At 62.9% G+C, this 23,992-nt stretch carries 30 protein-coding genes; 28 read left to right on the top strand and 2 right to left on the bottom strand.

The genetic code is table 11. The features are described 5' to 3' along the window. Positions 1–325: 325 nt before the first annotated feature. The 5 genes from L21_RS03540 (at position 326) to cgi121 (ending at position 5,366) form a co-directional block, all read left to right on the top strand. Positions 326–1,273: a tyrosine--tRNA ligase gene (locus L21_RS03540; protein ID WP_074369131.1), complete on the top strand. Its 948-nt coding sequence runs from the start codon at positions 326–328 to the stop codon at positions 1,271–1,273. A gap of 7 nt (positions 1,274–1,280) precedes the next feature. Continuing rightward, the gene (locus L21_RS03535; RefSeq protein ID WP_074369130.1) at positions 1,281–2,057 is read left to right on the top strand and encodes a serine protein kinase RIO; all 777 of its coding nucleotides are present in this window, start codon (positions 1,281–1,283) and stop codon (positions 2,055–2,057) included. A gap of 23 nt (positions 2,058–2,080) precedes the next feature. Then, positions 2,081–2,623, top strand: a complete 543-nt coding sequence (locus L21_RS03530; RefSeq protein ID WP_074369129.1) for a KH domain-containing protein — start codon at positions 2,081–2,083, stop codon at positions 2,621–2,623. 76 nt (positions 2,624–2,699) lie between these two features. Continuing rightward, on the top strand, positions 2,700–4,838 hold the full coding sequence (locus L21_RS03525) for an ATP-dependent DNA helicase (protein WP_074369128.1): 2,139 nt from the start codon (positions 2,700–2,702) through the stop codon (positions 4,836–4,838). A 6-nt stretch (positions 4,839–4,844) separates the two neighbouring features. Continuing rightward, the gene (gene cgi121 / locus L21_RS03520) at positions 4,845–5,366 is read left to right on the top strand and encodes a KEOPS complex subunit Cgi121 (RefSeq protein ID WP_256712195.1); all 522 of its coding nucleotides are present in this window, start codon (positions 4,845–4,847) and stop codon (positions 5,364–5,366) included. Between the two features lie 175 nt (positions 5,367–5,541). On the opposite strand, the gene L21_RS03515 is transcribed toward cgi121, so the two are convergent. Then, positions 5,542–6,039: a MogA/MoaB family molybdenum cofactor biosynthesis protein gene (locus L21_RS03515; RefSeq protein WP_074369126.1), complete on the bottom strand. Its 498-nt coding sequence runs from the start codon at positions 6,037–6,039 to the stop codon at positions 5,542–5,544. 1,115 nt (positions 6,040–7,154) lie between these two features. Between L21_RS03515 and L21_RS03510 the strand changes: the two genes are divergently transcribed. The 9 genes from L21_RS03510 to pdxT all read left to right on the top strand — a co-directional run bounded on the left by L21_RS03510 (position 7,155) and on the right by pdxT (position 14,826). Further along, positions 7,155–8,438: an ORC1-type DNA replication protein gene (locus tag L21_RS03510; RefSeq protein WP_074369125.1), complete on the top strand. Its 1,284-nt coding sequence runs from the start codon at positions 7,155–7,157 to the stop codon at positions 8,436–8,438. A 4-nt stretch (positions 8,439–8,442) separates the two neighbouring features. Further along, positions 8,443–8,934: an Lrp/AsnC family transcriptional regulator gene (locus tag L21_RS03505; RefSeq protein ID WP_074369124.1), complete on the top strand. Its 492-nt coding sequence runs from the start codon at positions 8,443–8,445 to the stop codon at positions 8,932–8,934. Positions 8,935–8,944: 10 nt separating this feature from the next. Continuing rightward, on the top strand, positions 8,945–10,105 hold the full coding sequence (locus L21_RS03500; RefSeq protein WP_074369123.1) for an aminotransferase class I/II-fold pyridoxal phosphate-dependent enzyme: 1,161 nt from the start codon (positions 8,945–8,947) through the stop codon (positions 10,103–10,105). Between the two features lie 626 nt (positions 10,106–10,731). After that, on the top strand, positions 10,732–11,742 hold the full coding sequence (locus tag L21_RS03495) for an adenylosuccinate synthetase (protein WP_178377677.1): 1,011 nt from the start codon (positions 10,732–10,734) through the stop codon (positions 11,740–11,742). Then, the gene (locus L21_RS03490) at positions 11,739–11,924 is read left to right on the top strand and encodes a methytransferase partner Trm112 (protein ID WP_074369121.1); all 186 of its coding nucleotides are present in this window, start codon (positions 11,739–11,741) and stop codon (positions 11,922–11,924) included. The genes L21_RS03495 and L21_RS03490 overlap by 4 nt, the downstream gene beginning before the upstream one ends. Before the next feature lie 8 nt (positions 11,925–11,932). Beyond that, positions 11,933–12,457 (top strand): DUF7524 family protein, encoded by a 525-nt coding sequence (locus L21_RS03485; RefSeq protein ID WP_074369120.1) that lies wholly within the window; start codon positions 11,933–11,935, stop codon positions 12,455–12,457. Beyond that, positions 12,436–13,356 (top strand): adenosylcobinamide-phosphate synthase CbiB, encoded by a 921-nt coding sequence (gene cbiB / locus L21_RS03480; protein ID WP_074369119.1) that lies wholly within the window; start codon positions 12,436–12,438, stop codon positions 13,354–13,356. The genes L21_RS03485 and cbiB overlap by 22 nt, the downstream gene beginning before the upstream one ends. A 5-nt stretch (positions 13,357–13,361) precedes the next feature. After that, the gene (gene pdxS / locus L21_RS03475; protein ID WP_074369118.1) at positions 13,362–14,258 is read left to right on the top strand and encodes a pyridoxal 5'-phosphate synthase lyase subunit PdxS; all 897 of its coding nucleotides are present in this window, start codon (positions 13,362–13,364) and stop codon (positions 14,256–14,258) included. Then, positions 14,248–14,826 (top strand): pyridoxal 5'-phosphate synthase glutaminase subunit PdxT, encoded by a 579-nt coding sequence (pdxT, locus tag L21_RS03470; RefSeq protein WP_074369117.1) that lies wholly within the window; start codon positions 14,248–14,250, stop codon positions 14,824–14,826. Before pdxS ends, pdxT begins: the two co-directional genes overlap by 11 nt. 23 nt (positions 14,827–14,849) lie before the next feature. Here the strand turns inward: pdxT and L21_RS03465 are convergent, their stop codons facing one another. After that, entirely contained in the window at positions 14,850–15,233 is a 384-nt protein-coding gene (locus L21_RS03465) for an ArsR/SmtB family transcription factor (protein ID WP_074369116.1), read from the bottom strand. 111 nt (positions 15,234–15,344) lie between these two features. On the opposite strand from L21_RS03465, the gene L21_RS03460 reads away from it, so the two are divergent. From L21_RS03460 to L21_RS03405, 14 genes are all read left to right on the top strand, one after another. Beyond that, the gene (locus tag L21_RS03460; protein ID WP_074369115.1) at positions 15,345–15,563 is read left to right on the top strand and encodes a hypothetical protein; all 219 of its coding nucleotides are present in this window, start codon (positions 15,345–15,347) and stop codon (positions 15,561–15,563) included. Positions 15,564–15,641: 78 nt separating this feature from the next. After that, on the top strand, positions 15,642–15,806 hold the full coding sequence (locus tag L21_RS14055; RefSeq protein WP_178377676.1) for a hypothetical protein: 165 nt from the start codon (positions 15,642–15,644) through the stop codon (positions 15,804–15,806). Between the two features lie 97 nt (positions 15,807–15,903). Next, the gene (locus tag L21_RS03455; protein ID WP_074369114.1) at positions 15,904–16,809 is read left to right on the top strand and encodes a permease; all 906 of its coding nucleotides are present in this window, start codon (positions 15,904–15,906) and stop codon (positions 16,807–16,809) included. Between the two features lie 57 nt (positions 16,810–16,866). Further along, positions 16,867–17,946, top strand: coding sequence for a permease (locus L21_RS03450; RefSeq protein WP_074369113.1), 1,080 nt, complete (start codon positions 16,867–16,869; stop codon positions 17,944–17,946). Positions 17,947–17,956: 10 nt separating this feature from the next. Continuing rightward, on the top strand, positions 17,957–18,226 hold the full coding sequence (locus L21_RS03445; protein WP_074369112.1) for a hypothetical protein: 270 nt from the start codon (positions 17,957–17,959) through the stop codon (positions 18,224–18,226). Beyond that, positions 18,223–18,456: a thioredoxin family protein gene (locus L21_RS03440; RefSeq protein ID WP_074369111.1), complete on the top strand. Its 234-nt coding sequence runs from the start codon at positions 18,223–18,225 to the stop codon at positions 18,454–18,456. Before L21_RS03445 ends, L21_RS03440 begins: the two co-directional genes overlap by 4 nt. Before the next feature lie 31 nt (positions 18,457–18,487). Next, complete coding sequence (locus L21_RS03435; RefSeq protein ID WP_074369110.1) at positions 18,488–18,730, top strand: thioredoxin family protein; 243 nt, start codon at positions 18,488–18,490, stop codon at positions 18,728–18,730. A gap of 61 nt (positions 18,731–18,791) precedes the next feature. Beyond that, positions 18,792–19,904, top strand: a complete 1,113-nt coding sequence (gene arsB / locus L21_RS03430; RefSeq protein ID WP_074369109.1) for an ACR3 family arsenite efflux transporter — start codon at positions 18,792–18,794, stop codon at positions 19,902–19,904. Next, on the top strand, positions 19,901–20,293 hold the full coding sequence (locus L21_RS03425; RefSeq protein WP_074369108.1) for a DUF2703 domain-containing protein: 393 nt from the start codon (positions 19,901–19,903) through the stop codon (positions 20,291–20,293). The genes arsB and L21_RS03425 overlap by 4 nt, the downstream gene beginning before the upstream one ends. A 118-nt stretch (positions 20,294–20,411) precedes the next feature. Beyond that, positions 20,412–20,759 (top strand): putative zinc-binding protein, encoded by a 348-nt coding sequence (locus L21_RS03420; protein ID WP_074369107.1) that lies wholly within the window; start codon positions 20,412–20,414, stop codon positions 20,757–20,759. 223 nt (positions 20,760–20,982) lie between these two features. Continuing rightward, on the top strand, positions 20,983–21,141 hold the full coding sequence (locus L21_RS14050) for a hypothetical protein (protein ID WP_178377675.1): 159 nt from the start codon (positions 20,983–20,985) through the stop codon (positions 21,139–21,141). Between the two features lie 280 nt (positions 21,142–21,421). Next, positions 21,422–22,351: an ABC transporter ATP-binding protein gene (locus L21_RS03415; RefSeq protein ID WP_074369106.1), complete on the top strand. Its 930-nt coding sequence runs from the start codon at positions 21,422–21,424 to the stop codon at positions 22,349–22,351. Next, complete coding sequence (locus L21_RS03410; protein ID WP_074369105.1) at positions 22,348–23,103, top strand: ABC transporter permease; 756 nt, start codon at positions 22,348–22,350, stop codon at positions 23,101–23,103. Before L21_RS03415 ends, L21_RS03410 begins: the two co-directional genes overlap by 4 nt. 31 nt (positions 23,104–23,134) lie before the next feature. Further along, positions 23,135–23,557: a DUF2703 domain-containing protein gene (locus L21_RS03405; RefSeq protein ID WP_256712181.1), complete on the top strand. Its 423-nt coding sequence runs from the start codon at positions 23,135–23,137 to the stop codon at positions 23,555–23,557. The last annotated feature ends 435 nt before the right edge of the window (positions 23,558–23,992 follow it).

The following is a 23,992-nucleotide window of genomic DNA, read 5'->3' as shown; positions in this document are numbered from 1 at the left end:
GCTAGTGCTTGTTGCCGCTTAAATCTTATAAATCTCGCACTGCCACCTATCACATCCTTCGCCCCTTTTGCGTGAGGCGTTGATGCTCTCTATTCCTCCTCACGCGAAAGACGCGAAGCCGCGAAGTGCGACGGTTCGTAGAACCGGAGCATGAGAAGCCATCAGGCTTCGAAGGAGAGTTCGTCTCAGATAAACCGTTCTTCGCGGCTTCGCGTGAGAGAACATAGGCTGGACAGCATAAATGCTCCGTCTGCAGGGACGGAAACTGTATGCAGTCAACACGCCTAGAAGAAGCATTAACTCCCCGGAAAACCCACTATTTTTAATGGATCCGTACGAACTGGCGACCCGGAATACCGTAGAGGTCGTCACCGACGAGGAACTGCGTGCGCTCATCGACCGTCCGGTCAGGCGGGTCTACACCGGCTACGAACCGAGCGGAGAGATCCACCTCGGCCACATGGTGACGGTGAACAAGCTGATGGACCTGCAGCAGGCGGGGTTCGAGGTGACCGTGCTCATCGCCGACCTCCACGCGTTCTTGAACCGGAAAGGGACAATGGAAGAGATCCGGGAGACGGCCGAGTACAACCGCCGCTGCTTCGAGGGGCTCGGCCTCCGCGGCGCAAAATACGTCCTCGGCACGGACGTGCAGCTCACGCCGGAGTACGAGCTTGCCGTCCTCAAACTCTCCCAGGCGATCACCCTCAACCGGGCGAAGAGGAGCATGGACGAGGTCGGGCGGCAGATGGACAACCCGACGGTCTCGCAGATGGTCTACCCCATCATGCAGATGGTCGATATCGCGACGCTTGAGGTTGACGCCGCCGTCGGCGGGATCGACCAGCGAAAGATTCACATGCTCGCGCGGGAACACCTCCCGTCGATCGGGTATCCGGCGCCGGTCTGCATCCATACGCCGATCATCAACGGCCTCGACGGAAAGAAGATGTCGTCGTCGGCCGGAAACGTCATATCGGTCGCCGACTCCGAGGAGGATATCAAGAAGAAGATGAAGAAGGCGTTCTGCCCGCCGGAAGTCGAGAACAACCCCGTGCTCGAGATCCTGCGCTACCACGTCTTCCCCCGGACGGATGCGGTCGCCATCCGCCGGCCCGAGAAGTTCGGCGGCGACCGGGAGTTTGCCGCCTACGAGGACCTCGAGCGTGCCTACGCCGCGGGCGAGATCCATCCGCTCGACCTGAAGACGGCGGCGGCCGCTCACCTCATCGATATCCTCGCTCCCGTACACGATTACGTCTGCAGCAGGTGATCCGGCCGTGGGCCGCGGTGAAGAGTACGAGCGGTTCGACCGCGAGATCGAGGCGATGGGCGTCAAGATAAAAGACGCCGATACCGTGAAGGTACGGGACGATGTCTTCGACGAGGTCACCCTCATCGCTCTCTACAAGCTCGTCCACAAGAAACTGATCTCGGCCATCGGCGGGCCGATCAGCACCGGAAAAGAGGCGAACGTCTTCTACGGGGAGCGCAACGGGCGGGGGCTTGCCATCAAGATCTACCGCATCCAGACCGCGAACTTCAAGGCGATGACCGAGTATCTGGCGGGAGACCGCCGGTTCTCGAGCGTCCGGGGGACGCGCAAGGGTCTCATCTTCGCCTGGACGAAGAAAGAGTTCAGCAACCTCGCCCGGGCGCACGATGCAGGGATCCCGGCCCCCGAACCGCTCGCGTTCGATCGAAACATCCTCCTGATGGAGTTTCTCGGGCAGGACGAGATGCCGTACCCGCAGCTCCGGAACGCCGACGTCGAGGACTACGGAGCGGTATACCGCGAGATCCTCGGCTACGTGGAGCGGCTCTACCGGGAGGCGCGCCTGGTTCACGCCGACCTCTCCGAATACAATATCCTCTACCACGAGAAACCATACCTTATCGATATGGGACAGGCGGTCACCCTGGATCACCCGCGGGCGTCGGCGTTTCTGGTCCGGGATATCAAGAACCTCAATCGATACTTCTCCCGCTACTGCGATGTGCGGGACGAGCAGGAGATCATCAAAACGCTCGTCGGCACCGGGCGCCGGGAGCCCTGAACACCGGAAGAAGGGATGCAACCATGACCAGACAGGAGATGAAAGTTTCAACAGCGAGGATCGGTGTACTCATCGGCAAGAGCGGGTCCACAAAACGCGAGATCGAGGAGAAGACCGGGATAACCCTCCGGATCGACAGCGAGGAGGGGCTTGTGACGCTTGAGGGGGAGGACCCCGTCGGCGTCATGACGGCGACGAACGTCGTCTCGGCGATCAACCGGGGGTTCTCGCCGGAACGTGCGTTCCAGCTCCTCGACGACGAGGATATGATGCTCGATATCCTCGACCTCGCCGACCTCTCGGGGACGACCCGGCAGCTCGAACGGCTCCGGGGCCGGATCATCGGGAAGGCGGGGACGTCCCGCGCCCAGATCGAGGATATGACCACCACGGAGATCTCGGTCCACGGCAAGACCGTCGCCATCATCGGTCTCCCGGACCAGGTCGAGACCGCGAGGAAGGCGATCGAGATGCTGATCCAGGGCGTGCCCCACGAGAACGTCTACGCCTTCCTCGACCGGAAGAAGAAGGAAGCCAAGCAGGCGATGCTGGAGTACTACTCGTGATGCGGCAGGGCCGGACCGACCCTGCCCATGGCGATACTGGAGATATGCGGTTTGCAGTGGAAATGAAGGGGTACACATGGAGATAGCCGAACTCCCCGTCCCGCCGGATCTCGCGGCCGGCTACGCACGCCGCGGGATCACGGAACTCTACCCGCCGCAGGCCGCCTGCGTCGAAGCGGGCCTTTTTTCGGGAAAGAACCTCCTCGTCGCCATCCCCACCGCGAGCGGCAAGACCCTGGTCGCCGAGATGGCGATGCACCACCAGGTGGGGAGGGGCGGGAAGTGCCTCTACATCGTTCCCCTGCGAGCGCTCGCGAGCGAGAAGTTCGAGGAGTTCTCGGGGAAGGGTCTCCGCATCGGGATCGCCACCGGCGACTTCGATCGAAGGGACGAGTATCTCGGGAGGAACGACATCATCGTCGCGACGAGCGAGAAGGTGGACTCGCTCCTGCGGAACCGGACGCCGTGGCTCGCGGAGATCAGCCTGCTCGTCGTCGACGAGGTCCACCTGATCGACGACCCCTCCAGGGGGGCGACGCTCGAGATGGTGATCGCAAAACTCCGCCACAAGAACCCCGGGATGCAGATCATCGCCCTCTCGGCGACCATCGGGAATCCGCGGGATCTCGCCGGGTGGCTGGACGCCGAACTCGTCGAGAGCGAGTGGCGGCCGGTCGATCTCCGGGAGGGGGTCTTCTTCGAAGACGGCATCCGGTTTGCCGACAGCATCCGGGAGGTTGAGCGCAAAAGCAAGTACGTGGACCTGGACCTCGTTCTCGACACGGTCGCGGAGGGGGGGCAGTGCCTGGTCTTCGTCAGCTCGCGCAAAAACGCCGAGGCGTTCGCGAAACGCGCGGCATCCGGCCTGAAACTGGCAAACCCCGACCTCGCCGGCTACGCCGATAAGATACGGTCGAGCGCTGCGACCGATATGGGAAAGACCCTCGCCGCCTGCGTCGCGCAGGGGGCGGCGTTCCACCACGCGGGGCTCTCGCGGGAGGAGCGGGGGATCGTCGAAGCGGGGTTCCGTGAGGGGCAGATCAAGGTCATCTCCTCCACCCCGACGCTCGCGGCCGGCTTGAACCTCCCCGCCCGGCGGGTGATCGTCCGCGACTACCTCCGGTTCAACGCCGGGGAGGGGATGCTCCCGATCCCGGTTCGGGAGTACCGGCAGATGGCCGGGCGGGCCGGGCGACCGCGCCTCGACCCCTACGGCGAGGCCGTCCTGATCGCGAAGTCCGAGGAGATGGTCGACGAGCTCTTCGACTACTACATCGAGGCGATGGCAGAAGACGTCCGGAGCCGGTGCGCGGAAGAGGCGGTCCTCTGCACCCACGTCCTCTCGCTCATCGCGACCGGCTTCGCCCGCGAGCGCGGCGACGTGCTCGGGTTCATGGACGGGACGTTCTACGCCTACCAGGGCGAGAGCCCGCGTGCGCTGAAACGGGCGGTCGACCGGGTCCTCGAGTTCCTGCGGGAAGCGGAGATGATCACCGAGGTGGGGGAGTGGCTCGAGACGACCGAGTACGGGTCGCTCGTCTCCCGGCTCTACATCGATCCCCGGAGCGCCGAGGTGATCGTGAACGCGATGACGCACCGGAAGGAATACACCGATATCGGCTTCCTCCACCTCCTCTGCACGACGCCGGATATGCCGACGCTCTTTGTCCGCAAGAACGATATGTACGCCCTCGATCGGTTCCTTGCCGACCACCGGGACGAACTCTGGATGGAGATCCCCTGGGACGCGGGCGAGGAGTTCGACCGGAGCCTCAAGACCGCGCTCCTCCTCGCCGACTGGGCGGACGAGGTGGGCGAAGACGTGATCTGCGAGCGCTACGGTGTCGGGCCGGGCGACGTCTACGGGATGGTGGAGAGCGTGGCCTGGCTGGTTCACGCGTCCCGCCACCTCGCCGGGCTCTTTTCCCCGCACCTCGCGGATCCCATCGAGGAGATGGAGCTCCGGACCAAGCACGGTATCAAGAAGGAGCTCCTGCCGCTCATCAAACTCCGCGGGATCGGGCGCGTCCGGGCCCGCAGGCTCTTCAACAACGGTATCGGCTCGATCGAGGCGCTCCGGGAGGCGGGACCGGAGAAGGTCGGAAAGATCCTCGGACAGGGGATCGCCGCCCAGATCTTTGAGCAGCTCGAGGGAAGGCGGGAGGAGATCGCGGAGCCCGGCGAGGAGCAGTCGACCCTCTCCCGGTTCGGGTGAATGAATATGACAGAGATACCATGCGAGATCTACCGGGCGGTCTTCACGGTCGACGACAACGCCGCGTTCCTTCAGGAGATCCGAGCGATCGCCGACGAGTTTGAGACCCACATCATCCTCTTCGACGCCGACCGCCTGACCGGACGGGAACACGTCGAGGCGGCGCTCCGGCACGCCCGGCGGTCCTGGGCCGGCGGCGAAGCGATCGCGAACTCGCTTGAGATGGAGGCGCTCCTCTACGCCGCAGGAACCCGGCAGTGCCAGGTGGCCTCGTCGTTCGGGATTCACCCGGGCGAGAACCGCTCATACGTCGCCGTCTGCCCGCCGGCGCCCGGTGTGCGGGACCGGCTGGCCGGTCTCGTGAAGATCGTTCGCGACGAACAGGGTGAGGAGGAGATCGATCCCAAAAAGCGGGCGCTTCTCGCGGACCTCTTCTCGATCACCCCCGAGGAGGTTGCGGTTGTCGGCGAGGACCGGTTCCGCGAGCTGGTCATCGAGCGGGTGGCGCTCCTCGACATCTACCGCTGACTTAAACAAATTTCTTTTTCGCGGTTTCGCGTGAGGCTGTATCGTTATCCGCGCCTGTTTGCTCACGCGAAGCCGCGAAGGGCGCGAAAATCGGTTATCCGAGAGCAGCCCCCTTCGCGGCTTCGCGTCCTTCGCGTGAGACTTTGCCGCTACCCTTCGCAGGTAAAACGGCGCACTACCGCTGACCGGCCCCGGCGTGGGTCAGGATGTGCCGGATCTCGGGGATGATAATCTCGTTTGCGGCGAGGGTAACCGCCTTCGTCGAGCCCGGGATGCAGAAGACCGCACGGCCGCCGACGACTCCGGCGATCGCCCGCGAGAGGATCGCGGCCGTCCCGATCTCTTCGTAACTCTTCAGCCGGAAGAGTTCCCCGAATCCATCGATCGTCTTTTCAAGGAGCGGCGCGACGGCCTCGATGGTCACATCGTCGGCGGTGAGCCCGGTGCCCCCGGTAACGATGACGCAGGTTGCACGCGAAAGCGCCGCGCGGACCTCAGCGCGGATCCGTTCCCGGTCGTCGGGGATGACGGCATAATGAGTCACCTCGATCTCCGCGGCCGAGAGGAGGTCGGTGAGCGTCTTCCCGCTGGCGTCGGTCTCGGGTTTCCGGGTCGAGGAGACGGTGATGACGGCACCGGTCACAGTGAGCTGTTTACGATGGCTGCTGTCCATAGGATCTTCCAGTACCCCTGTATCATGTATTTTACTTCATTCTATCCCCTGTTTTAGGGAGTTCAATCCCCGACCCCTTTGTTTCGTGTGGAGAAAGGAAGGGCGCTGCAGACCGGGAGACGGAGAGGGGGAAGAGGATAGGAGCCGAAATACAGGATTTCTAGAGAGGAAATCCGTTGATCCGGAAAGATTGGCGAGATCGCTCTCATGAGGATGAGTGGATGGGATGGATCGGATCAGGGCAAAGTTAGGTGAATCCGGCCAGGATGGGACAGAACAGGACAGAGTTGAAGGGAGATGGATCGAGATGAGTCGATCAGGACGAAAATGGACGGATCTGGCCAGGATAGGACGGAAATGGGCGAATCAGGTCAGATGGAACGTAACGGGGCGGGATTAGAGAGAGATGGAGACGAGATGAGCCGGATCAGGACGGAAATGGGTGAATCAGGTCAGATAGAACGGAATAGGACGGAGTTGGAGGGAGAAGAATCGAGATGAGATGAGACGAGGCTGGGAGAGATGAGATGAAATTGAGAAGGAATGGATCGGAACAGTGGTCGGGTGGAAGATGTGGTTAGAAGATGCGACTGGATCCCTGGCCGGATGAGCTGTTCCAGGGTTATCTGTTCTCGTTACATCTCTACTGTCTATTTTTCATTAACCTCCTTATTGACATTTGTTTTCAAAATAAAACTTTTTATGCCTTTTATTGCGTTTTTCTGTTGTTTTTATCCCTTTGTTATCCTTTTAATCTCTTCTTTCCCTCCCATAATCTGTTTTATCCCTGATTTCCGTGTTTTCTTTTCTCTGTACTTATACGATAAAACTTTATATCTTGAGTTTCAGAGGTACACATGACCATTGTCATCAGTTTTTGAATGAACGATACACCCGTGTATCGTCATCAGGTTTCCACACGAAACAAAGGGGTCGGGGCGATCCCATCAGTTCCCTTCCCACTCCCCTTCAACCTGACCGGTTCATCGGGATCTCCTGATGATCAGGCGTCTAAAGTTCCACTGGAAACGAAGGGGTTATCAGTCCCTAAAGCGATCATATTAAGAGACCTCGACACGAAAATTTCGTGTCCTGCTGACCTCCCCGGTGACACCATGTCGGACGATAAAACGAGCCCAATGGGGTTATTCAAAAAATACCTGACCAATAGACGTATATTCAAGAATAGGGAAGTGCTCCGTCACAACTATCGTCCCCAGATCCTTCCTCACCGGAAGCCCCAGATCGACGAACTCGCCTCCATTCTCGCACCTGCCCTTACGAATGAGACTCCCTCAAACATTCTCATCTACGGCAAGACCGGGACCGGGAAGACGGCATCGGCCCGGTACGTCGGGACGGAACTTGAGAACGCGAGTGTCCTCGCCGGGACGAAGTGCAGGATCGTCCACCTCAACTGCGAGGTGATCGACACCCAATACCGTGTCCTCGCCCAGATCGCGAACGGTCTCGACGACGCCGACGATCACCCGAGCGACAGCCCCCGGAACCTCATCCCGATGACCGGGTGGCCGACCGACCAGGTCTACATGGAGCTCAAAAACCAGCTCGAGAGCATCGGCGGGGTCATGGTCATCATCCTCGACGAGATCGACAAACTCGTGAAGAAGAGCGGCGACGACACCCTTTACAACCTCACCCGGATCAACTCCGACCTCAAGTTCGCGAAGGTGAGCATCATCGGGATCTCGAACGACCTCCGGTTCACCGATTTCCTGGACCCCCGTGTCCTCTCCTCGCTCTCCGAAGAGGAGATCGTCTTTCCCCCCTACAACGCCCCGCAGCTCTGCGACATCCTCCAGCAGAGGGCGGATATGGCGTTCATCGACGGCGCGCTCGACGAGACGGTCATCCCGCTCTGTGCGGCGCTCGCGGCCCAGGAGCACGGCGACGCACGGCGGGCGCTCGACCTCCTCCGGGTCTCGGGCGAACTCGCGGACCGTGAGAACGCTGCGGGTGTGACCGAGAAGCACGTCCGGATGGCCCAGGAGAAGATCGAGACCGACAGCATGGTGGAGTGCATCTCCACCCTCCCGACCCAGAGCAAGGCGGTTCTCTACGCGATGCTGATCCTGGAGCAGATGGGCAAACGGATCTTCACGAGCGGCGAGGTCACGGTGGTCTACCGTGAGATCGCCCGGATCATCGATCTCGACGTTCTGACGCACCGCCGGATCACGGACCTCATCTCCGAACTCAACATGCTCGGCGTCATCAACACCCGGGTTATATCGCGGGGCCGCTACGGCCGGACGAAGGAGATGTGGTTCGACGCAACGACGAGCAAGATCGAGGAGGTCGTCACGCGCGACCCGAGGCTCGACGACGAAAGGCTCAAGAAACTCGACATCAACCGACTGAGAGCAATGTTCAGGTGAAACTATGGACGAGAAGGACCGTATCCTCCTCCACCTCCTGGAGGAGAACTGCCGCACCCCGGAAAAAGAACTTGCGGTGCTGGCCGAGATGAGCGAAGAGGACGTAAAAGACCGGATCGGCCGGCTGGAAACGGACGGGGTCATCCGCCGCTACGGGGCGGTCGTCGACTGGGAGCGGGCCGGCGACGGAAACGTCGCTGCAGTGCTCGAGCTCAAAGTCTCGCCCGAGCGGGACTTCGGCTACGACCGGATTGCCGAGCGGATCGCCCGGTTCCCGCAGGTCCGGTCGCTCCGCCTGATGACCGGCGCGTACGACCTCCAGATCCTGGTCACCGGGCCGAGCATGCACGAGATCGCGCGGTTCGTCTCCGAACAGATCGCTCCGATGGACCGGATCCGCGAGACGGCGACGCACATCATCATGAAGACCTACAAGGAGAACGGGACCACCTTCGCCGGGCGCGAAGAGGTCGAGCGGCTCCCCTACTCGTTCTGAGGCGAGACGCATGAGGGATTTCGTCTCGAAACGGGCCCGCGCCATACCTCCCTCGGGTATCCGCAAGTTCTTCGATATCGCCCAGACGATGGAAGACGTCATATCCCTGGGCGTCGGCGAACCGGACTTCGTGACCCCCTGGTGCGTCTGCGAGGCGTCCATCTACTCCATCGAGCAGGGATCGACCGCCTACACCTCGAACAAGGGGACGCCCCAGCTCCGGGACGCCATCAGCCGCTACCTCGATAGCCGTTTCTCCACGCGCTACGATCCCGAAGCGGAGATCATCGTCACCTGCGGCGTCTCGGAAGCGGCCGATATCGCCATCCGGGCGGTCACCGACCCGGGAGACGAGATCCTGGTCGCCGAGCCCTGCTACGTCTCCTACAACCCCTGCGTCTCCCTTGCCGGAGGAGCCCCGGTGCCCGTCCTCTGCCGGGCGGCGGACGAGTTCCGGCTGACGGCCGACGCGCTCGCGGAGAGCATCACCCCGAAGACGAAGGCGCTGATTGCAAACTTCCCGAACAACCCCACCGGCGGGGTGATGGAGGAGGCGGACTGGCGCGGCATCGCCGATATCCTCGTCGACCACGACCTCCTCCTCATCAGCGACGAGGTTTACGCCGAGCTCACCTACGACGGCGACCACTTCTCGCCGGCACGGCTCCCGGAACTCCGGGACCGGACGATCACCCTGAACGGGTTCTCGAAGGCCTTCGCCATGACCGGGTGGCGGATCGGTTACCTCTGCGCCCCGCCCGAGATCACCGCGGCGGCCCTGAAGATCCACCAGTACGTCGCGCTCTGCGCCCCCGTCATGGGCCAGATCGCGGCGTATGAAGCGCTCCGGAACGGAGAGGCCGAGAAGGATGCGATGGTCCAGGAGTACCGTCTCCGGCGCAACCTCTTCGTCGACGGGCTGAACAACCTCGGCCTTGCCTGCCACGTTCCGAAGGGTGCGTTTTACGCTTTCCCGTCGGTGGAGAGCACCGGCATGACCGATGTCGAGTTTGCGGAGGGGCTTTTACGCGAACAGCACGTCGCGGTCGTCCCCGGGAGCGCTCTCGGCCCCTCCGGCGCCGGGCACGTGCGGTGCGCCTATGCCGTCTCGCGCGACGATCTCAAAGAGGCCCTCTCCCGGATGGGAACCTTTTTAGAATCGTTAAAATAAAAATACCTCCATAAATATCTTCAAACGAAAATCGAAGCTCTTTTATGGGAGATCCCTGCCCCGGCAACCGACAGTCTGATGTCCGACAGAGGAATGACGGGTGGAGAACCCCTTTATTTCCACTGGAGATGTGGATTTATTCGGGGATTTTGGCCGGTCGGGATCCCGGTGCGCCTGTACCGGCCATACATGCCTTGTCCTCGAAACCCCGACCGGAACGCCGGGTTCATACCTGTGCCCCGGTGGACTGATCTGGCTACAGATCGGCATCCCGCACCGGAGGAAAAACTCGATACTTCGGCCGGTGATGCCTCTGGGACGAAAATTCCACTGGAAATGAAGGGGTCAAGATCCCGACGGTGATCGTGTCCGGGATGATCCGCACAGGTCAGGGTTGCCACACAATGACTGCTGCCGCGGGAGATCCGGGATATACGCGAATATCGCGGTGCGGCGCCCTGCCCGGCCCGGGTCTGTCCCGAGCCTCTTTTCCGGGGCGCGGAACGGTGTTGCGGCGGATGCAGGGGGTGCTGAAACCCGGTTGCCTTTAAACGGGGTGGCCGTTCTCCCGGTACCACATTGTAACGTTTATCAGCATGTATCGCTCCATCCTACTTGATAGAACAATGAGTTGTACTATTATCGTCGGCGGGTTCTTTGGTGACGAGGGAAAAGGAAAGATCGTGGCCCACATCGCTCACCAGGACAGACCATCCATCATCTCCCGGGGCGGCGTCGGCCCGAATGCAGGGCATACCGTCCTCATTGGAGAGAAGGAGTACGGGGTTCGGATGGTTCCCTCGGGCTTCGTCTACCCGGGAGCGAGCCTCATGATCGGGAGCGGCGTACTCGTCGATCCCCGTGTCTTTCTGCGGGAAGTCGACCTGGTCGGCGTCCGGGACAGGATATTTGTCGACGGGCGGTGCGGGGTCATCGAGGAGGAGCACATCGCGCGGGACAAGGGGAGCGATCACCTCAGTAAGAAGATCGGGAGCACCGGAACCGGGTGCGGCCCGGCGAACGCGGACCGCGTTCTCAGGACGTCGCGGCAGGCGAAGGACGTCCCGGAGCTCGCGGGGTTCATCACCGACGTGGCCCAGGACGTCAACCGGGCCATCGATAACGACGAGGTGGTTCTCCTCGAGGGGACCCAGGGCTTCGGGATCTCGCTCTACTTCGGAACCTACCCGTTCGTGACGAGCAAGGACACCTCCGCGTCGCAGATCGCCGCGGACAACGGCGTCGGCCCGACCCGGATCGACGACGTCATCGTCGTCTTCAAGGCCTATCCGACCCGGGTCGGCGAGGGCCCCTTCTCCACCGAGATGACGATGGAGCGGTCGCACGAGCTCGGTATCGAGGAGTTCGGCACCGTCACCCACCGCCAGCGCCGCATCGGCACCTGGGACGGGAAGATGGCCCGCTACTCGGCGATGATCAACGGGTGCACCCAGGCGGCGATCACCGGGATCGACCGGGTCGACCCGGCCTGTTTCGGCGCGACGGAGTACGATCAGCTGACGAAGACGGCACGGGACTTCATCGCGCAGGCCGAAAAGGACATCGGCAAACCCGTCACCCTGATCTCGACGGGTCCCGAGATGTCCCAGATCATCGATCTTCGGAGCGAACTATGAGAAAGAACCTGATGGAGATACTCTGCTGTCCGGTCTGCAAGGGGGAACTCGAACTGACCGTGACCGAGGAGAGCGGCGAGGAGGTGCTGGAGGGGACGCTCCGGTGCGCGGCGTGCAACGTCGACTACTCCATCAGCGAGGGCATCCCGAACCTCCTCCCACAGACCGCCTGCGAGGACTGATTGCGCCGATGACGGAGATCCATCTCAACCGCCGGGGGATTAACTCCATCGAGGTTCCGGACGAGGTCGAGGCAACGCCGGGGAGCGACCTCGTTCTGTGGATCGTCAACCACGGATCGCCGCTGCACATCACCCTCGCCTCCTCGAACTCCTCGACCTTCACCGGCTTCTTCCACGAGAACCTCTACGTGAACGGGCCCGAGGAGTTCGCCATCCCCATCCGGGAGAACGCCTACCCCGGCACCTTCAATATCGAGGTCATCGCCGGATACGGCGCCCGGAAGGCGGAGTTCCGGGTCGTCGTCAGGGATCGGGCGGCACCGGAGCCCGAACCCGGCGAGGCTCCGGCAACTCCCGCCGTTCCGGCGACCTCGCTACAGTGGCGGTCGTCCGTCCCGGCCCTTCTCCTCACCGCCGCCGCCCTGATGCTCTACGGGCTGTGGCTGGTCTACCGGGTTGATCTCCTGAACGCCGCTTCATTCGCGGCGCTCCTCCTCGGGGTCATCCTCGCATGGCTGCGGCAGCGGTCGTAGTCGCCGCGTCGCTCCTGGTGGACCGGCTGGTCGGCGACCCGCACTCACGTTACCATCCGGTGGCGCTCCTCGGCCGGTTCATCGGGTGGTGGGGCGTCCCGGCCCGCTACCCGGTCCGCATCCAGCGGATTGCCGGGGTCGCGGGGGCCGTTCTGACCGTCGCGCTCTTCACCGCACCCTTCGCGCTCGTCGACCTCGCCGTCCCCTGGTACCTCTACCTCATCCTCGCACCCTTCCTCCTCAAGGCCTGTCTTGCCTGGCGGGCGCTCGAGGAGCATGCCGCTGCCGTGGTGCGGGCGCTCGATGATGGGGGGGTTGATGCGGGCCGCACACAGGTCGGGATGATGGTGAGCCGGGATACGGCGCGCCTCGATCCCGAGCACGTCCTCTCGGCCGCGTACGAGTCGATGACGGAGAACCTGGTGGACAGCATCATCTCCCCGCTCTTCTACTTCGGGCTCTTCGGGCTCGCCGGGGCCGCAGCCTTCCGTGCGGTCAACACTCTGGACGCGATGCTCGGCTACCGCGACGAGCGGGCCCGGCTCGGGTGGTTCTCCGCCCGCGCCGACGATATCGCAAACTTCATCCCGGCGCGGCTGACCGGCCTCATCCTCCTCGCCTACTTTGCGGCGAAGGGCCGGTTCGCCCCGGCATATGCGGCGCTCCGGCGCGATGCGAAGAAGCGGCCTGGATTCAACGGCGGGATCCCGATGGCCGTCATCGCCGGCGGGGTCGGTATCCGGCTCGAGAAGCCCGGTGCCTACACGATCGGGGATGCGGAGCGGACGATTGCGGAAGGGGGCGCCGGGATCGTCTCAGCGGTCCGGGCGGCGACGATCATCTTTGTGATCCTGGAGATCGCCGCACTATTTTTATTGGTGTCCATGAGCTATACATAAGAGTAATGAAACTCGAGGAACTGAGATTTGGCACCGAGCTGATCAAGCGCGGCTTTGCGTCGATGCAGAAGGGGGGCGTCATCATGGACGTCGTCAACGCAGAGCAGGCGCAGCTTGCCGAAGAGGCCGGTGCCGTCGCCGTCATGGCGCTTGAGAGAGTCCCCGCCGATATCAGAGCGGCCGGTGGCGTGGCCCGTATGGCCGACCCGCAGAAGATTGTCGAGATCATCGATGCGGTATCCATCCCGGTGATGGGGAAGGCCCGGATCGGCCACTTCGTCGAGGCGCAGATCCTGGAAGCCCTCGGCGTGGATATGGTCGATGAGAGCGAGGTGCTGACCCCGGCCGACGAGCAGTTCCATATCGATAAGACCGGGTTTGGTGTCCCGTTCGTCTGCGGCGCCCGGAATCTCGGGGAGGCGCTGCGCCGTATCAACGAGGGTGCGGCGATGATCCGGACGAAGGGCGAGGCCGGGACCGGCAACGTCGTGGAGGCCGTCCGGCACATGCGGGCGATCATGGGCGGGATCCGGGCGCTCTCCGGCCTCTCCAGCCAGGAGCTCGTCGACTGCGCCCGCGATATCGAGGCGCCCGTTGAACTCGTCATCGAGTGCGCAAAGCGCGGCCGCCTCCCCGTGGTGAACTTCTCCGCGGGCGGGATCGCGACGCCTGCCGATGCGGCGCTGATGATGCAGCTCGGGGCGGACGGGGTCTTCGTCGGGTCGGGGATCTTCAAGTCCGCGAACCCCGAGGCGATGGCCCGGGCGATCGTGGAGGCCGTCAACCACTACGACGACGCAAAGGTCATCGCAGAGGTGAGCAAAGGTCTTGGAGAGGCGATGAAGGGCCTCGACGTCCACCTCCTCCGCGAAGACGAGGTGCTGCAGACCCGTGGGCGTTAAGGTCGGCGTCCTCGCGCTCCAGGGCGACGTCGCCGAGCATAGCGCGGCGTTCCGGGAAGTGCTCGCGGAGAGGCCGGGCTCGTCGGTCGCGTCGGTCCGGCACGTGGAGGACCTCGCGGACCTCGACGCGCTCGCGATACCGGGCGGTGAGTCCACCACCATCTCCCGGCTGATCGAGAAGAACGGGCTTTACGAGTCGCTCGTGGGGTTCGAGGGCGGGATCTTCGCCACCTGCGCGGGGATGGTCCTTTCCGCCGACCGGGTCGACGATGCCCGGGTGCGGCCGCTCTCCCTCATCCCGATGCACGTGGCACGGAACGCCTTCGGCCGCCAGGTCGACTCCCGCGAGGCGATGCTCGAGGTTGCCGGCCTCGCCGAGCCCTTCCGGGCGGTCTTCATCCGGGCGCCGGTGGCGATGGACGTTGACCCTCAGGTCCAGGTGCTCGCCCGCATCCCGGAGGGGATTGTCGCCGTCCGGCACGGCCGGCACATGGCGTTCGCCTTCCACCCGGAGCTCGGCGGGGACCTCCGCCTGCACCGGATGTTTTTAGAGGGGCTCGGGGTATAGGGCCCCGGAGATCCACCTATCTTTCAACTTCCGTCGTCATCCACGATCTGTTGCGCCCACGCCCCACCTTCGGTCGTCAGGCGGTAGATGATCCAGTTCCCCTGTGCCTCGCCGGCGATCAGGTTCGCTTTCTTCAGGACGCCAAGATGGTAGGAGAGTTTCGAGTCTGCAATGCCGAGCACCGCCTTGACGATGCAGACGCAGAGCGGCTGCACGGAGAGCATCATGAGGATCTTGAGACGAAGCGGATCACCGAGCGCGCGGTGAACGCTGCTCTCCCGCTCAAGCACCACATCGTCCGGCAACTGTTCTATGAGCCCTGCAATCCCGCCACACTGACAGAGCGACTCTTCGACTCCGGGAGGGAGGGGCAGGGATATCTCCTGATACTCTTCGCCTCCTGCCATCCGACCATCACACCCTTCTTTTGAGATAATGGGAGACGAAAGTACCTATAACCTTTCGCTGCTATCGCGCGAGGTACGAGCTAGCCATTCGACAGCTGAGGAGAAAAGAGCATGGACGTCATAACCGCCGATTTGCTCGTCTGTTCTCACGGTTCCGGGCCTGCTTCCGGTCTCCACCGGTACGGGCTCCCCGGCCCTGTCCGGTCGGAGAACCTCACTGACGCTGTTCTGAATCCCGCCCCCGTCAGGCCGATCGCCGCCGGCGAGGAGGGTATCCGTGAGATCTATCCGGCGAGCCTGAAGGGGTTTTACCGCAAGCCCGCTGGTTGACCCCCCGCTTCAACTCTTTTTGAAACCAGAACATTTATCGGGTGGCGTTACTACACTATTTCAAATAATGTTGAAACGATGGAGCGTAGCACCATGACGGACGACACCAGCAAAAACCGGAAGGAAGGCATCGCCGGACGGATCAAGAATCTTTTTGCACCGGAGAGCGACTGCGGCTGCGGCGGCGGCTGCTGCGGCAACGTGAAGATTGTGCCGAAGAAGGCGGACGAGAAGAAGGAGTGACCGGGCGCGGAGCATGGCAAGAGAGGGGTCGAGGGGTTCCGTGCCCGGGCGGCGTGCGGGTCTTGGGAGAGGGAACAGGACCGGTGAGTGAACGGCCATGGATACCGTTACGAACCTGATCACCGCCGGAGAGTTCTTCGTCGTCATTGCCGGGGAACTGATCCTGCTCTTTGTCGGGATCACGTTCCTGGTCGGGCTGCTGCAGGCTTACATCCCGGAAGAGCGGATCCGAAGCGTGCTTGCCGGGAGGCGGCAGGGTGTCGGAAATGCCCTTTCTGCCGGATTTGGGGCGCTCACTCCGTTCTGCTCCTGCTCGACGATCCCGATCCTGCTCGGCCTCCTCGACATCGGGGTTCCGTTCGGCGTCTGCATGTCGTTCCTGCTCGCCTCCCCGCTCTTGAACCCGGTGATCCTCGCCCTTCTCGTGGCGCTCGTCGGGGTCGTCCCGACCGCCATCTACGCCGCCCTTACCTTCACGGCCGCGGTCGTCATAGGCTGGCTCCTCGGACGGCTCGGCTACGGCCGTTACGTGAAAGACGTCATGGTCGAAGGCCGGCCGGAACCGTGCGGCTGCAACAGCAGCCACGGGACACGGATTCGCGGTGCGTTCTCCTTCGCCGTCTCCCTCTTCCGGCAGGTCTTTCCCTACCTCATCCTCGGCGCGGGGATCGGGGCGTTCATCTACGGGTTCGTCCCCGGAGACCTGATCGTCTCTCTCGCGGGGCCGGACAACCCCCTCGCCATCCCGGTCGCGGCGGTCATCGGCATCCCGATGTACATCCGGGCGGAGACGCTCATCCCCGTGAGCGCCGTCCTCCTCGAGAAGGGGATGGGCATCGGTGCCGTGATGGCGCTGATCATCGGCGGCGCAGGAGCGAGCATCCCGGAGGTGACGCTGCTCGCCGCGATCTTCGAGCGGCGTCTTCTCGCCGCCTTCGTGGCGGTCATCCTCGGCGTCGCTATCTTCGCTGGCGTGGTGTTCCAGGCCCTCGCCGTCATCTGAGTTGCAGATTGAAGGAACGATAAAAGAACACCAGATTACAACGAAAGGGAACAGACCATGATCGACCTACTCATCGGCGCTCTTGCGTCGGGGCTTGCCTCCGTGCTCGACTACCTCTCGGCGCACGTCCTCACCTGCCTGGTCCCGGCGTTCTTCATCGCCGGCGCCATCGCGGCCTTTGTGAAGAAGGACGCGATACTGAAGTACTTTAGCCCGGACGCACCCAGGCACATCTCCTACGGGATCGCATCGGTATCGGGGACGGTTCTTGCCGTCTGCAGCTGCACCATCCTCCCGATATTCGCCGGGATCCTCAAGAAAGGGAGCGGCATCGGTCCGGCAACGACGTTCCTTTTTGCCGGCCCCGCCATCAACATCCTCGCGATCATCTACACCGCCTGGGTGCTCGGGTTCGACCTCGGGATAGCACGGGCGGTCTCTGCGATCGTCCTCGCCATCGTGATCGGGCTGGCGATGGCGCTGATCTTCCGGTCGACCGACGTCGAGACGCTCAAGAAAAAGGCGATGGCGCCGAGCGTCGCCGGGGCGTGCGAGGAGGAGAAGCCGCGCTGGGTCACGCCCGCGTTCTTCGCCCTCCTGATAGGGATATTGGTCTTCGGCGCTTCACCGCTCGACTGGGCGCTTCGGCTCGGGGTCGTCTACATCCTCACCCTCGCGATCGCCGTCCTGCTCATCTACTACTTCGATAAGGACGAGGTCACCGACTGGGGGCTGGAGACCTGGGACCTGACGAAGAAGATCTTCCCCATCCTGATCGGGGGGACGTTCCTCGTCGGGATCATCGCCTTCTTCCTCCCGCCGGAGACTTTCCAGCCCTACTTCGGGAACAACTCGCTCGGCGCGACCTTCCTTGCGGCTGTTGTCGGGATGATCCTCTACATGCCGACGCTGCTCGAGGTCCCGATCATCGGGACCACCTTCGGCTACACCACCGGGCATATGGCGGCAGGGCCGGCGCTCGCCCTCCTGCTCGCCGGTCCGACAGTCAGCCTCCCCTCCGTCCTCGTCATCTCCCGGATCGTGGGGGCGAAGAAGACGGCGGCCTACGTGGGGCTGGTGGTCGTCTTCGCGACCATCGCCGGGTTCCTGTACGGGAACGGGATGTCACTACTCTAGGAGAGAACTCATGGAGACAGAGAAGCGAGAGAAACCCTGCTGCGCCGCCGAAGCGTTGCGGCGCGTCCGCCGGATCGAGGTCGGTGGGGTCGTCGTCGGGCTTGCGATGCTCGACGATATCCTGGCCGATACAGTCGCCCTCGCCCTATTGGGCGATAGCGCCATCGGCGACGAACTCATCAAACAGGTAAAGATTTACAACTACATCCCGAAGGGGGCGGAGCCGCTCTACCGGGCGGCGCTCCTTTATGAGTACCAGAACGAGGTGAAGAAACGATGAAGGTGGAAGTGCTCGGAACCGGCTGCGCCAGGTGCAAGCGGCTCGCGAAGAACGTGGAGGCGGCGATCAAGGACCTCGGCATCGAGGCCGAACTCGTCAAGGTCGACGACATCACCGAGATCATGGACCGCGGCGTAATGCTGACCCCCGCCCTCGCCGTCGACGGGGAACTCAAGGTCTCCGGCCGGGTGGCGGACGTCAAGGAGATCAAGGAGATCCTGCAGGGGTGAGACCCTTTCAGCCTTCCCGGGAGAGGAAGAGATGGTACTGATCGAAGTCTTCGGGGCCGGCTGCGTCAAGTGCCGGCGGATGAACAAGAACGTCGAGATCGCCGTCAGGGAGCTCAAGATCGATGCGGAGATCCGCAAGATCGAGAGCCTTGATGCGATGATCGATCGGGGCGTGATGCTGACGCCGGCGCTCTACGTCGACGGAGAGGCCAAAGTCGTCGGCCACGTCCCCTGCGTCGAGGATATCAAACAGATACTGCTTGGAGTGAAGTGACATGACGGAACAGACAGTACCGCAGTGCACCTGCGGGTGTGGATGCGGCGGTGAGTAACCAATGGGCACCGTCGACCAGATCCATTCGACGACCACGGCCCCACGCCTCTCGGTGATCGACCGCTACCTGACCCTCTGGATCGTCCTTGCGATGGCGGCCGGCGTCGCCATCGGCTACTTCCTCCCCGGCGTGCCGGAGGCAATTACAGGGTTCTCGGTCGGCACTACGTCCATCCCGATCGCGCTCGGGCTGATCCTGATGATGTACCCGCCGCTCGCGAAGGTCCGCTACGAGGAGCTCGGCCGGGTCTTCCGGGACACCCGGGTACTCGGCCTCTCCCTCGTCCAGAACTGGGTCGTCGGCCCGGTACTGATGTTCCTCCTCGCGGCAGCCTTCCTCGCGGACCGGCCGGAGTTCATGTACGGCCTGATCCTGGTCGGCCTCGCCCGGTGCATCGCCATGGTCGTCGTCTGGAACGATCTCGCGAAGGGCGACTGCGAGTACTGCGCCGCGATCGTCGGCGTCAATTCGATCTTCCAGGTGCTCTTCTACGCTCTCTACGCCTACGTATTCATCACCGTTCTCCCGCCGCTCCTCGGTATCGGCGCCGGAACAGAGGTGCCGATCACCATCGCGGGCGTCGCCGTCACGGTCTTTATTTACCTGGGCATCCCGTTCATCGCGGGGTTCCTGACCCGCTTTGCGCTCCTCCGGGTGAAGTCGAAGGAGTGGTATCATACCCGGTTCATCCCGAAGATCTCGCCGATCACGCTCGTCGCCCTGCTCTTCACGATCGTGGTGATGTTCTCGACCCAGGGCGGCAACATCGTGGCGCTGCCGCTCGACGTCGTCCGGATCGCCGTCCCGCTCACCTTGTACTTCCTGATCATGTTCTTCGCAAGCTTCTGGATGAGCTGGAAGATCGGCGTCGACTACGGGAAGTCAACGTCGCTTGCGTTCACCGCCGCGAGCAACAACTTCGAGCTTGCCATCGCCGTTGCCATCGGGGTCTTCGGGATCGGCTCGGGCGTGGCGTTTGCCACCGTCGTCGGGCCGCTGCTCGAGGTGCCGGTGCTGATCTCGCTCGTGAACGTCGCCCTCCGGCTCCGGGACCGCTGGTACGGAGGGGCAATCGAGACATATTGTCCTGCGCCACGTGAGGGATTACCATGAAGAACGAACTTGTCATCGAATGGAAACACGTCGGGAGAGACATCGAGAACACCTGCGAGCGCTGCGGCGTGACCGGGCGGGCGGTGATGGACGTCGTCGAGCAGATTCACCCCATCCTCGAGGAAGAGGGGATCGCCGTCCGGTTCGTCGAGACCGTCCTTGAAAACGAGGCGATAGCGGACTCAAACAGCATCCTCTTCAACGGCGTGCCGCTTGAGAACCTCATCGAAGGCATGGAGGTTACCAGCACGCCCTGTGCCTCATGCTCCTGCATCACCGGGCAGGACAACGTCGAGTGCCGCGCTATCGAGTATAACGGCGAGCGCTACGAGTCGATCCCGCCGGAGCTGATCGCCCGGGCGGCGCTGAAGGCGCTTGGGCTGGAGTGATCTTGTGAGGAAGAGAAGCGTCTTCGTCTGCGCCCATCGTTCCGTACGCCCACAGGTGGTGGAGGGAAGGATCTGCCCCCTCTTCCCGCGGATCGATACGGCGTTCGGGGCGGTCTAGATGGCGTTCACTGTCATCACCTGTTCCGGGGTCTCGAATACCGGGAAACTGACCGCCCAGACCGGACCGGCGCTCATGCGCCGGTGCGGCGGGAGGATCGAGGCCTGCATCGCGGCAACCCGGCCGACGGCGGCGCTGGAGACCGCGGTCCGGCACGCGGATCGCATCCTGGTGCTGGACGGGTGCGGCGATTGCTGCGGGAGGAAGAAGTTACGGGCGCTCGGGGTCGAGCCCCACCTGCATATCGTCGCGACCGACTGCGGTATCGTAAAGAACGGGATGGCCGAACCCCGGTTCGACGAGATCGAGCGCCTCTCGGCCGCCGTTATGGATGCGATCAGGGGATGAAGGCAGCAGAGATCTTCGAATACTGGATGCAGCGCATTGTCGGGATCGGGATAGGCTTTCTCGCCGCAATGCTGCTCGCGTGTCCCACCTCCTGCCGGGCTCCTGTCTGCGCCTGCGCCCGGGGATTCGAGAGTAATGAGACTAAAACTTTCATACGCCGGCACAGCAAACAGTTAGTCAGCGTAAAACACTCCGGCGCATCTGCTGGAGCGAGAGTGGCGACATGACAGACAGCAATGAAAAGAATGAAGAAGGATGTATCGGCTCAAGGGTAAAGAAACTCTTCTCTTCCGGCTGCGGCTGCGGGAGCGGCGGCGGCTGTTGCGGGACGAAGATTGTCCCGAAGATGAAGACGGAAGTATCTGAGCCGAAAGAGGAGTAGACAGGTAGTGCGGGGTCGAGGGCACATCCCTCCTCTCCGCAGTCTTTGAGCGGAAGGCCGTGCGAACGCCGGTGGCCTCAGTGGGCCGGAATATTCTGACAGTTCCCTGGCATCACGTACGGCCCGTACTCGCCCGATAACGTGCGTTTTTATATTTCAACTCTAGAGTATTCTCCAAGTTGGGTCCCGCCGTGACCGGGGAGATCGTTAACGAAATACTGAGCTCTGCACAGACGTCCGCGTCTTTCGCCGGCGGCCGGGCCGGTCGGGAGGAGATGGCATGCCGAACGTGATCGAGGTCGAGAACCTCACAAAGACCTTCGGCGCCGTCACCGCCGTGGATCGCGTCTCGTTTCACGTCCGGCGGGGCGAGATCTTCGGGTTCCTCGGGCCGAACGGCGCCGGGAAGACCACCACCACGCGGATGCTCACCGGCGTCGTTCCGATGGACGGTGGGAGTGTGAGGATCTTCGGCCACGATATCCTGAAGGAACCGGTTCAGGCGAAGCAGCGGTTCGGCGTCGTGCCCGAGACCTCGAACGCCTACGTCGAGCTCACCGCGTGGCAGAACCTCATGCTGATGGGTGACCTCTACGGGCTCGACCGCACCCGGGCAGAACGGCGGTCACGCGACCTCCTCGAGACCCTCGGTCTCTACGGGAGACGAGACCAGAAGGTGCAGGGCTACTCGAAGGGGATGAAGCAGCGGCTCATCCTCGCCATGGCGCTCATCCACGAGCCCGAGCTCCTCTTCCTCGACGAACCGACGAGCGGGCTCGACGTGCAGAGCACGCAGATGATCCTCGTCCTCCTGCGCGACCTGAACACGGACGGAACCACGATCTTCCTTACCACCCACAACATGGAGGAGGCGAACCGCCTCTGCGACCGCATAGGCATCATCCGGGCCGGGAAGATCGTCGCGATCGATGCCCCCGAGAGGCTGAAGACCGCGATCGACCGCCTGCACCGGCTTGAGGTGAGTTTCGACCGGCCGGTCTCCGCCGACGCCCTCGCGGGACTCGACGGCGTGGTCAAAGCGGACCGGACGGGGGACAAGTGGCGGATCGTTACTGAGGATCCGGATCTCGCCATCCGGTCGCTCGTGGCCTTCAGCGCCGACTGCGGTGCGGCGATCCTCACCTTAAACACCCTCGCCCCGTCGCTCGATGAGGCCTTCCTGCGGCTGACCGGGGAGGAGCGGCCGTGAATCCGGCGGCGTATGGCGAGCAGGCGCGCCGGGCGTGGGCGATCGCCAGAAAGGATATCCGCGTCTACTACCTCAAGGGCCCGGTGCTCATCTTCGGGATCTTCATGCCGGTCTTCCTCTTTCTCGCCTTCTTCCTGGGCGGCCGGGACCTCCCTCTCGCGTTCCTCCTCTCCGGGCTCGTGGGGATGACCCTCTTCTTCACCGCGACCGCCGTTTCGCCGGCGATCTTCCCCTGGGAAGGGCAGGCAAGGACGCTCGAACGGCTTGCCGCCTCCCCCGTCACCATCGAGGCGATCGTCCTCGGGGACATGATCGCCTCCGTCCTCTTCGGGATCGGGGTCACGGCGGTCACCATCCTCATCGCGATCGGGCTCGGCCTGCCTCTCCTGCACGGCATCGTGCTCGGGGTATCAATCCCCATCGCTGCATGCTGCTTTTCGGCAATCGGCATGCTTCTTGCCGTCCCCCCGACGAACGTGCCCTCGAACATCATGATGCTCTCCACCCTCCTGAAGTTCCCGCTCGTCTTCATATCCGGCATCTTCGTCCCCCTGGAGCAGATGCCAGCGTGGGGGCTCATGCTTGCGGTCTGCTCGCCGCTCACCTACTTCACGGACGTCGTCCGCTACGCTTTTTCCGGCGCACACCACTTCCCGGTGATGGTCGATATCGCGGCGCTCGCCCTCTTTGCCCTGGTCTTCACCGCCGCCGCGATGCGCCTGCACAGGCGGAGCATGCCGCGGAGGATGTGATCCGGTGCGGCGACAGGAAGATGTCGTGTCGATGCCAACAGTGAGGTACACCATGAAGAAGGAACTCGTCATCGAATGGAAGCACATTGGAAACGAGATCGAGAAGACCGCCGAAGAGTTTGAGGAAACCGGAATGACGCTTTCGGCCGTTCTCGCGGAGATTCGCATGCTCCTCGAGATGGAGGGGGTCGGCGTCCGGGTGGACGAGACCGTCCTCCCCGATGATGCCCCCGCAGGATCGGAGAGTCTCCTCTTCAACGGCATCCCGATCGAAGTCCTCCTCGAAGGGGTCGAGGTGACCGCCACAGCCTGTTCCTGTGCATCCTGCGACTCCTGCGAGACCTGCGGGGAGGAGGAGGAGTGCCGGACGCTCCGCTACAGCGGCGAGGAGTACGAGGCGATCCCGCCGGAACTGATCGGGCGGGCGGCCGCAAAAGCGCTCGAGATGGAGTGAGGGTGGTCGGGCTGCCGTCGTCGGTTTCCTCTCGTGCCGTGAGCGGGAGGTCTCCCGAACGCCGGAGTGCCCGGGCCCGGTTCCCGTAGCGGGGAGGGGGAGACTTTTTCAATAGTATTCCAATGTATCTTAATTAACATTAACATACAGTTAAATGATTATTTTTAATAAGGGCCGCGCCCCAACCACGATACCGTAAGCCTCCGATACTCTCAGAGCGTCTCGGAGAGGACTGAATGGACGTGGTAGGTATTATAAAACGTTGTCATCTTCTGCTCATCATGCTCGGTGTCTGTGCCGTTCTCCTCTGCGCCTCCGCCGCCTGCACAACCACCCAGGAACCACTCTCTTCGGCTGAAAACCGCACGATCACCGATATGGTGGGCCGGACCGTCGTCGTCCCGTCGGAGATCGAGAGCATCCTCTGCACCTCGC

It is taken from the genome of Methanoculleus chikugoensis (genome assembly GCF_900095385.1).
Classification (GTDB): Archaea; Halobacteriota; Methanomicrobia; order Methanomicrobiales; family Methanoculleaceae; genus Methanoculleus; species Methanoculleus chikugoensis_A.
The sequence above is the reverse complement of the archived record's forward strand: the minus strand, read 5'-3'. Positions and strand labels throughout refer to the sequence as shown.

Excerpts from the sequence above, each read along its gene's own strand:
- L21_RS03495 (WP_178377677.1), top strand. The coding sequence starts at position 10,732 with ATGAGTTGTACTATTATCGTCGGCGGGTTCTTTGGTGACGAGGGAAAA.
- L21_RS03405 (WP_256712181.1), top strand. The coding sequence starts at position 23,135 with ATGCCAACAGTGAGGTACACCATGAAGAAGGAACTCGTCATCGAATGG.
- L21_RS14050 (WP_178377675.1), top strand. The coding sequence starts at position 20,983 with ATGACAGACAGCAATGAAAAGAATGAAGAAGGATGTATCGGCTCAAGG.
- L21_RS03425 (WP_074369108.1), top strand. The coding sequence starts at position 19,901 with ATGAAGAACGAACTTGTCATCGAATGGAAACACGTCGGGAGAGACATC.
- L21_RS03440 (WP_074369111.1), top strand. The coding sequence starts at position 18,223 with ATGAAGGTGGAAGTGCTCGGAACCGGCTGCGCCAGGTGCAAGCGGCTC.
- L21_RS03460 (WP_074369115.1), top strand. The coding sequence starts at position 15,345 with ATGGACGTCATAACCGCCGATTTGCTCGTCTGTTCTCACGGTTCCGGG.
- cgi121 (WP_256712195.1), top strand. The coding sequence starts at position 4,845 with ATGACAGAGATACCATGCGAGATCTACCGGGCGGTCTTCACGGTCGAC.
- L21_RS03525 (WP_074369128.1), top strand. The coding sequence starts at position 2,700 with ATGGAGATAGCCGAACTCCCCGTCCCGCCGGATCTCGCGGCCGGCTAC.
- L21_RS03540 (WP_074369131.1), top strand. The coding sequence starts at position 326 with ATGGATCCGTACGAACTGGCGACCCGGAATACCGTAGAGGTCGTCACC.
- L21_RS03505 (WP_074369124.1), top strand. The coding sequence starts at position 8,443 with ATGGACGAGAAGGACCGTATCCTCCTCCACCTCCTGGAGGAGAACTGC.
- L21_RS03490 (WP_074369121.1), top strand. The coding sequence starts at position 11,739 with ATGAGAAAGAACCTGATGGAGATACTCTGCTGTCCGGTCTGCAAGGGG.
- arsB (WP_074369109.1), top strand. The coding sequence starts at position 18,792 with ATGGGCACCGTCGACCAGATCCATTCGACGACCACGGCCCCACGCCTC.
- L21_RS14055 (WP_178377676.1), top strand. The coding sequence starts at position 15,642 with ATGGAGCGTAGCACCATGACGGACGACACCAGCAAAAACCGGAAGGAA.
- pdxS (WP_074369118.1), top strand. The coding sequence starts at position 13,362 with ATGAAACTCGAGGAACTGAGATTTGGCACCGAGCTGATCAAGCGCGGC.
- L21_RS03445 (WP_074369112.1), top strand. The coding sequence starts at position 17,957 with ATGGAGACAGAGAAGCGAGAGAAACCCTGCTGCGCCGCCGAAGCGTTG.
- L21_RS03420 (WP_074369107.1), top strand. The coding sequence starts at position 20,412 with ATGGCGTTCACTGTCATCACCTGTTCCGGGGTCTCGAATACCGGGAAA.
- cbiB (WP_074369119.1), top strand. The coding sequence starts at position 12,436 with ATGGCTGCGGCAGCGGTCGTAGTCGCCGCGTCGCTCCTGGTGGACCGG.
- L21_RS03435 (WP_074369110.1), top strand. The coding sequence starts at position 18,488 with ATGGTACTGATCGAAGTCTTCGGGGCCGGCTGCGTCAAGTGCCGGCGG.
- L21_RS03415 (WP_074369106.1), top strand. The coding sequence starts at position 21,422 with ATGCCGAACGTGATCGAGGTCGAGAACCTCACAAAGACCTTCGGCGCC.
- L21_RS03515 (WP_074369126.1), bottom strand. The coding sequence starts at position 6,039 with ATGGACAGCAGCCATCGTAAACAGCTCACTGTGACCGGTGCCGTCATC.
- L21_RS03530 (WP_074369129.1), top strand. The coding sequence starts at position 2,081 with ATGACCAGACAGGAGATGAAAGTTTCAACAGCGAGGATCGGTGTACTC.
- L21_RS03455 (WP_074369114.1), top strand. The coding sequence starts at position 15,904 with ATGGATACCGTTACGAACCTGATCACCGCCGGAGAGTTCTTCGTCGTC.
- L21_RS03510 (WP_074369125.1), top strand. The coding sequence starts at position 7,155 with ATGTCGGACGATAAAACGAGCCCAATGGGGTTATTCAAAAAATACCTG.
- L21_RS03465 (WP_074369116.1), bottom strand. The coding sequence starts at position 15,233 with ATGGCAGGAGGCGAAGAGTATCAGGAGATATCCCTGCCCCTCCCTCCC.
- L21_RS03500 (WP_074369123.1), top strand. The coding sequence starts at position 8,945 with ATGAGGGATTTCGTCTCGAAACGGGCCCGCGCCATACCTCCCTCGGGT.
- L21_RS03450 (WP_074369113.1), top strand. The coding sequence starts at position 16,867 with ATGATCGACCTACTCATCGGCGCTCTTGCGTCGGGGCTTGCCTCCGTG.
- L21_RS03485 (WP_074369120.1), top strand. The coding sequence starts at position 11,933 with ATGACGGAGATCCATCTCAACCGCCGGGGGATTAACTCCATCGAGGTT.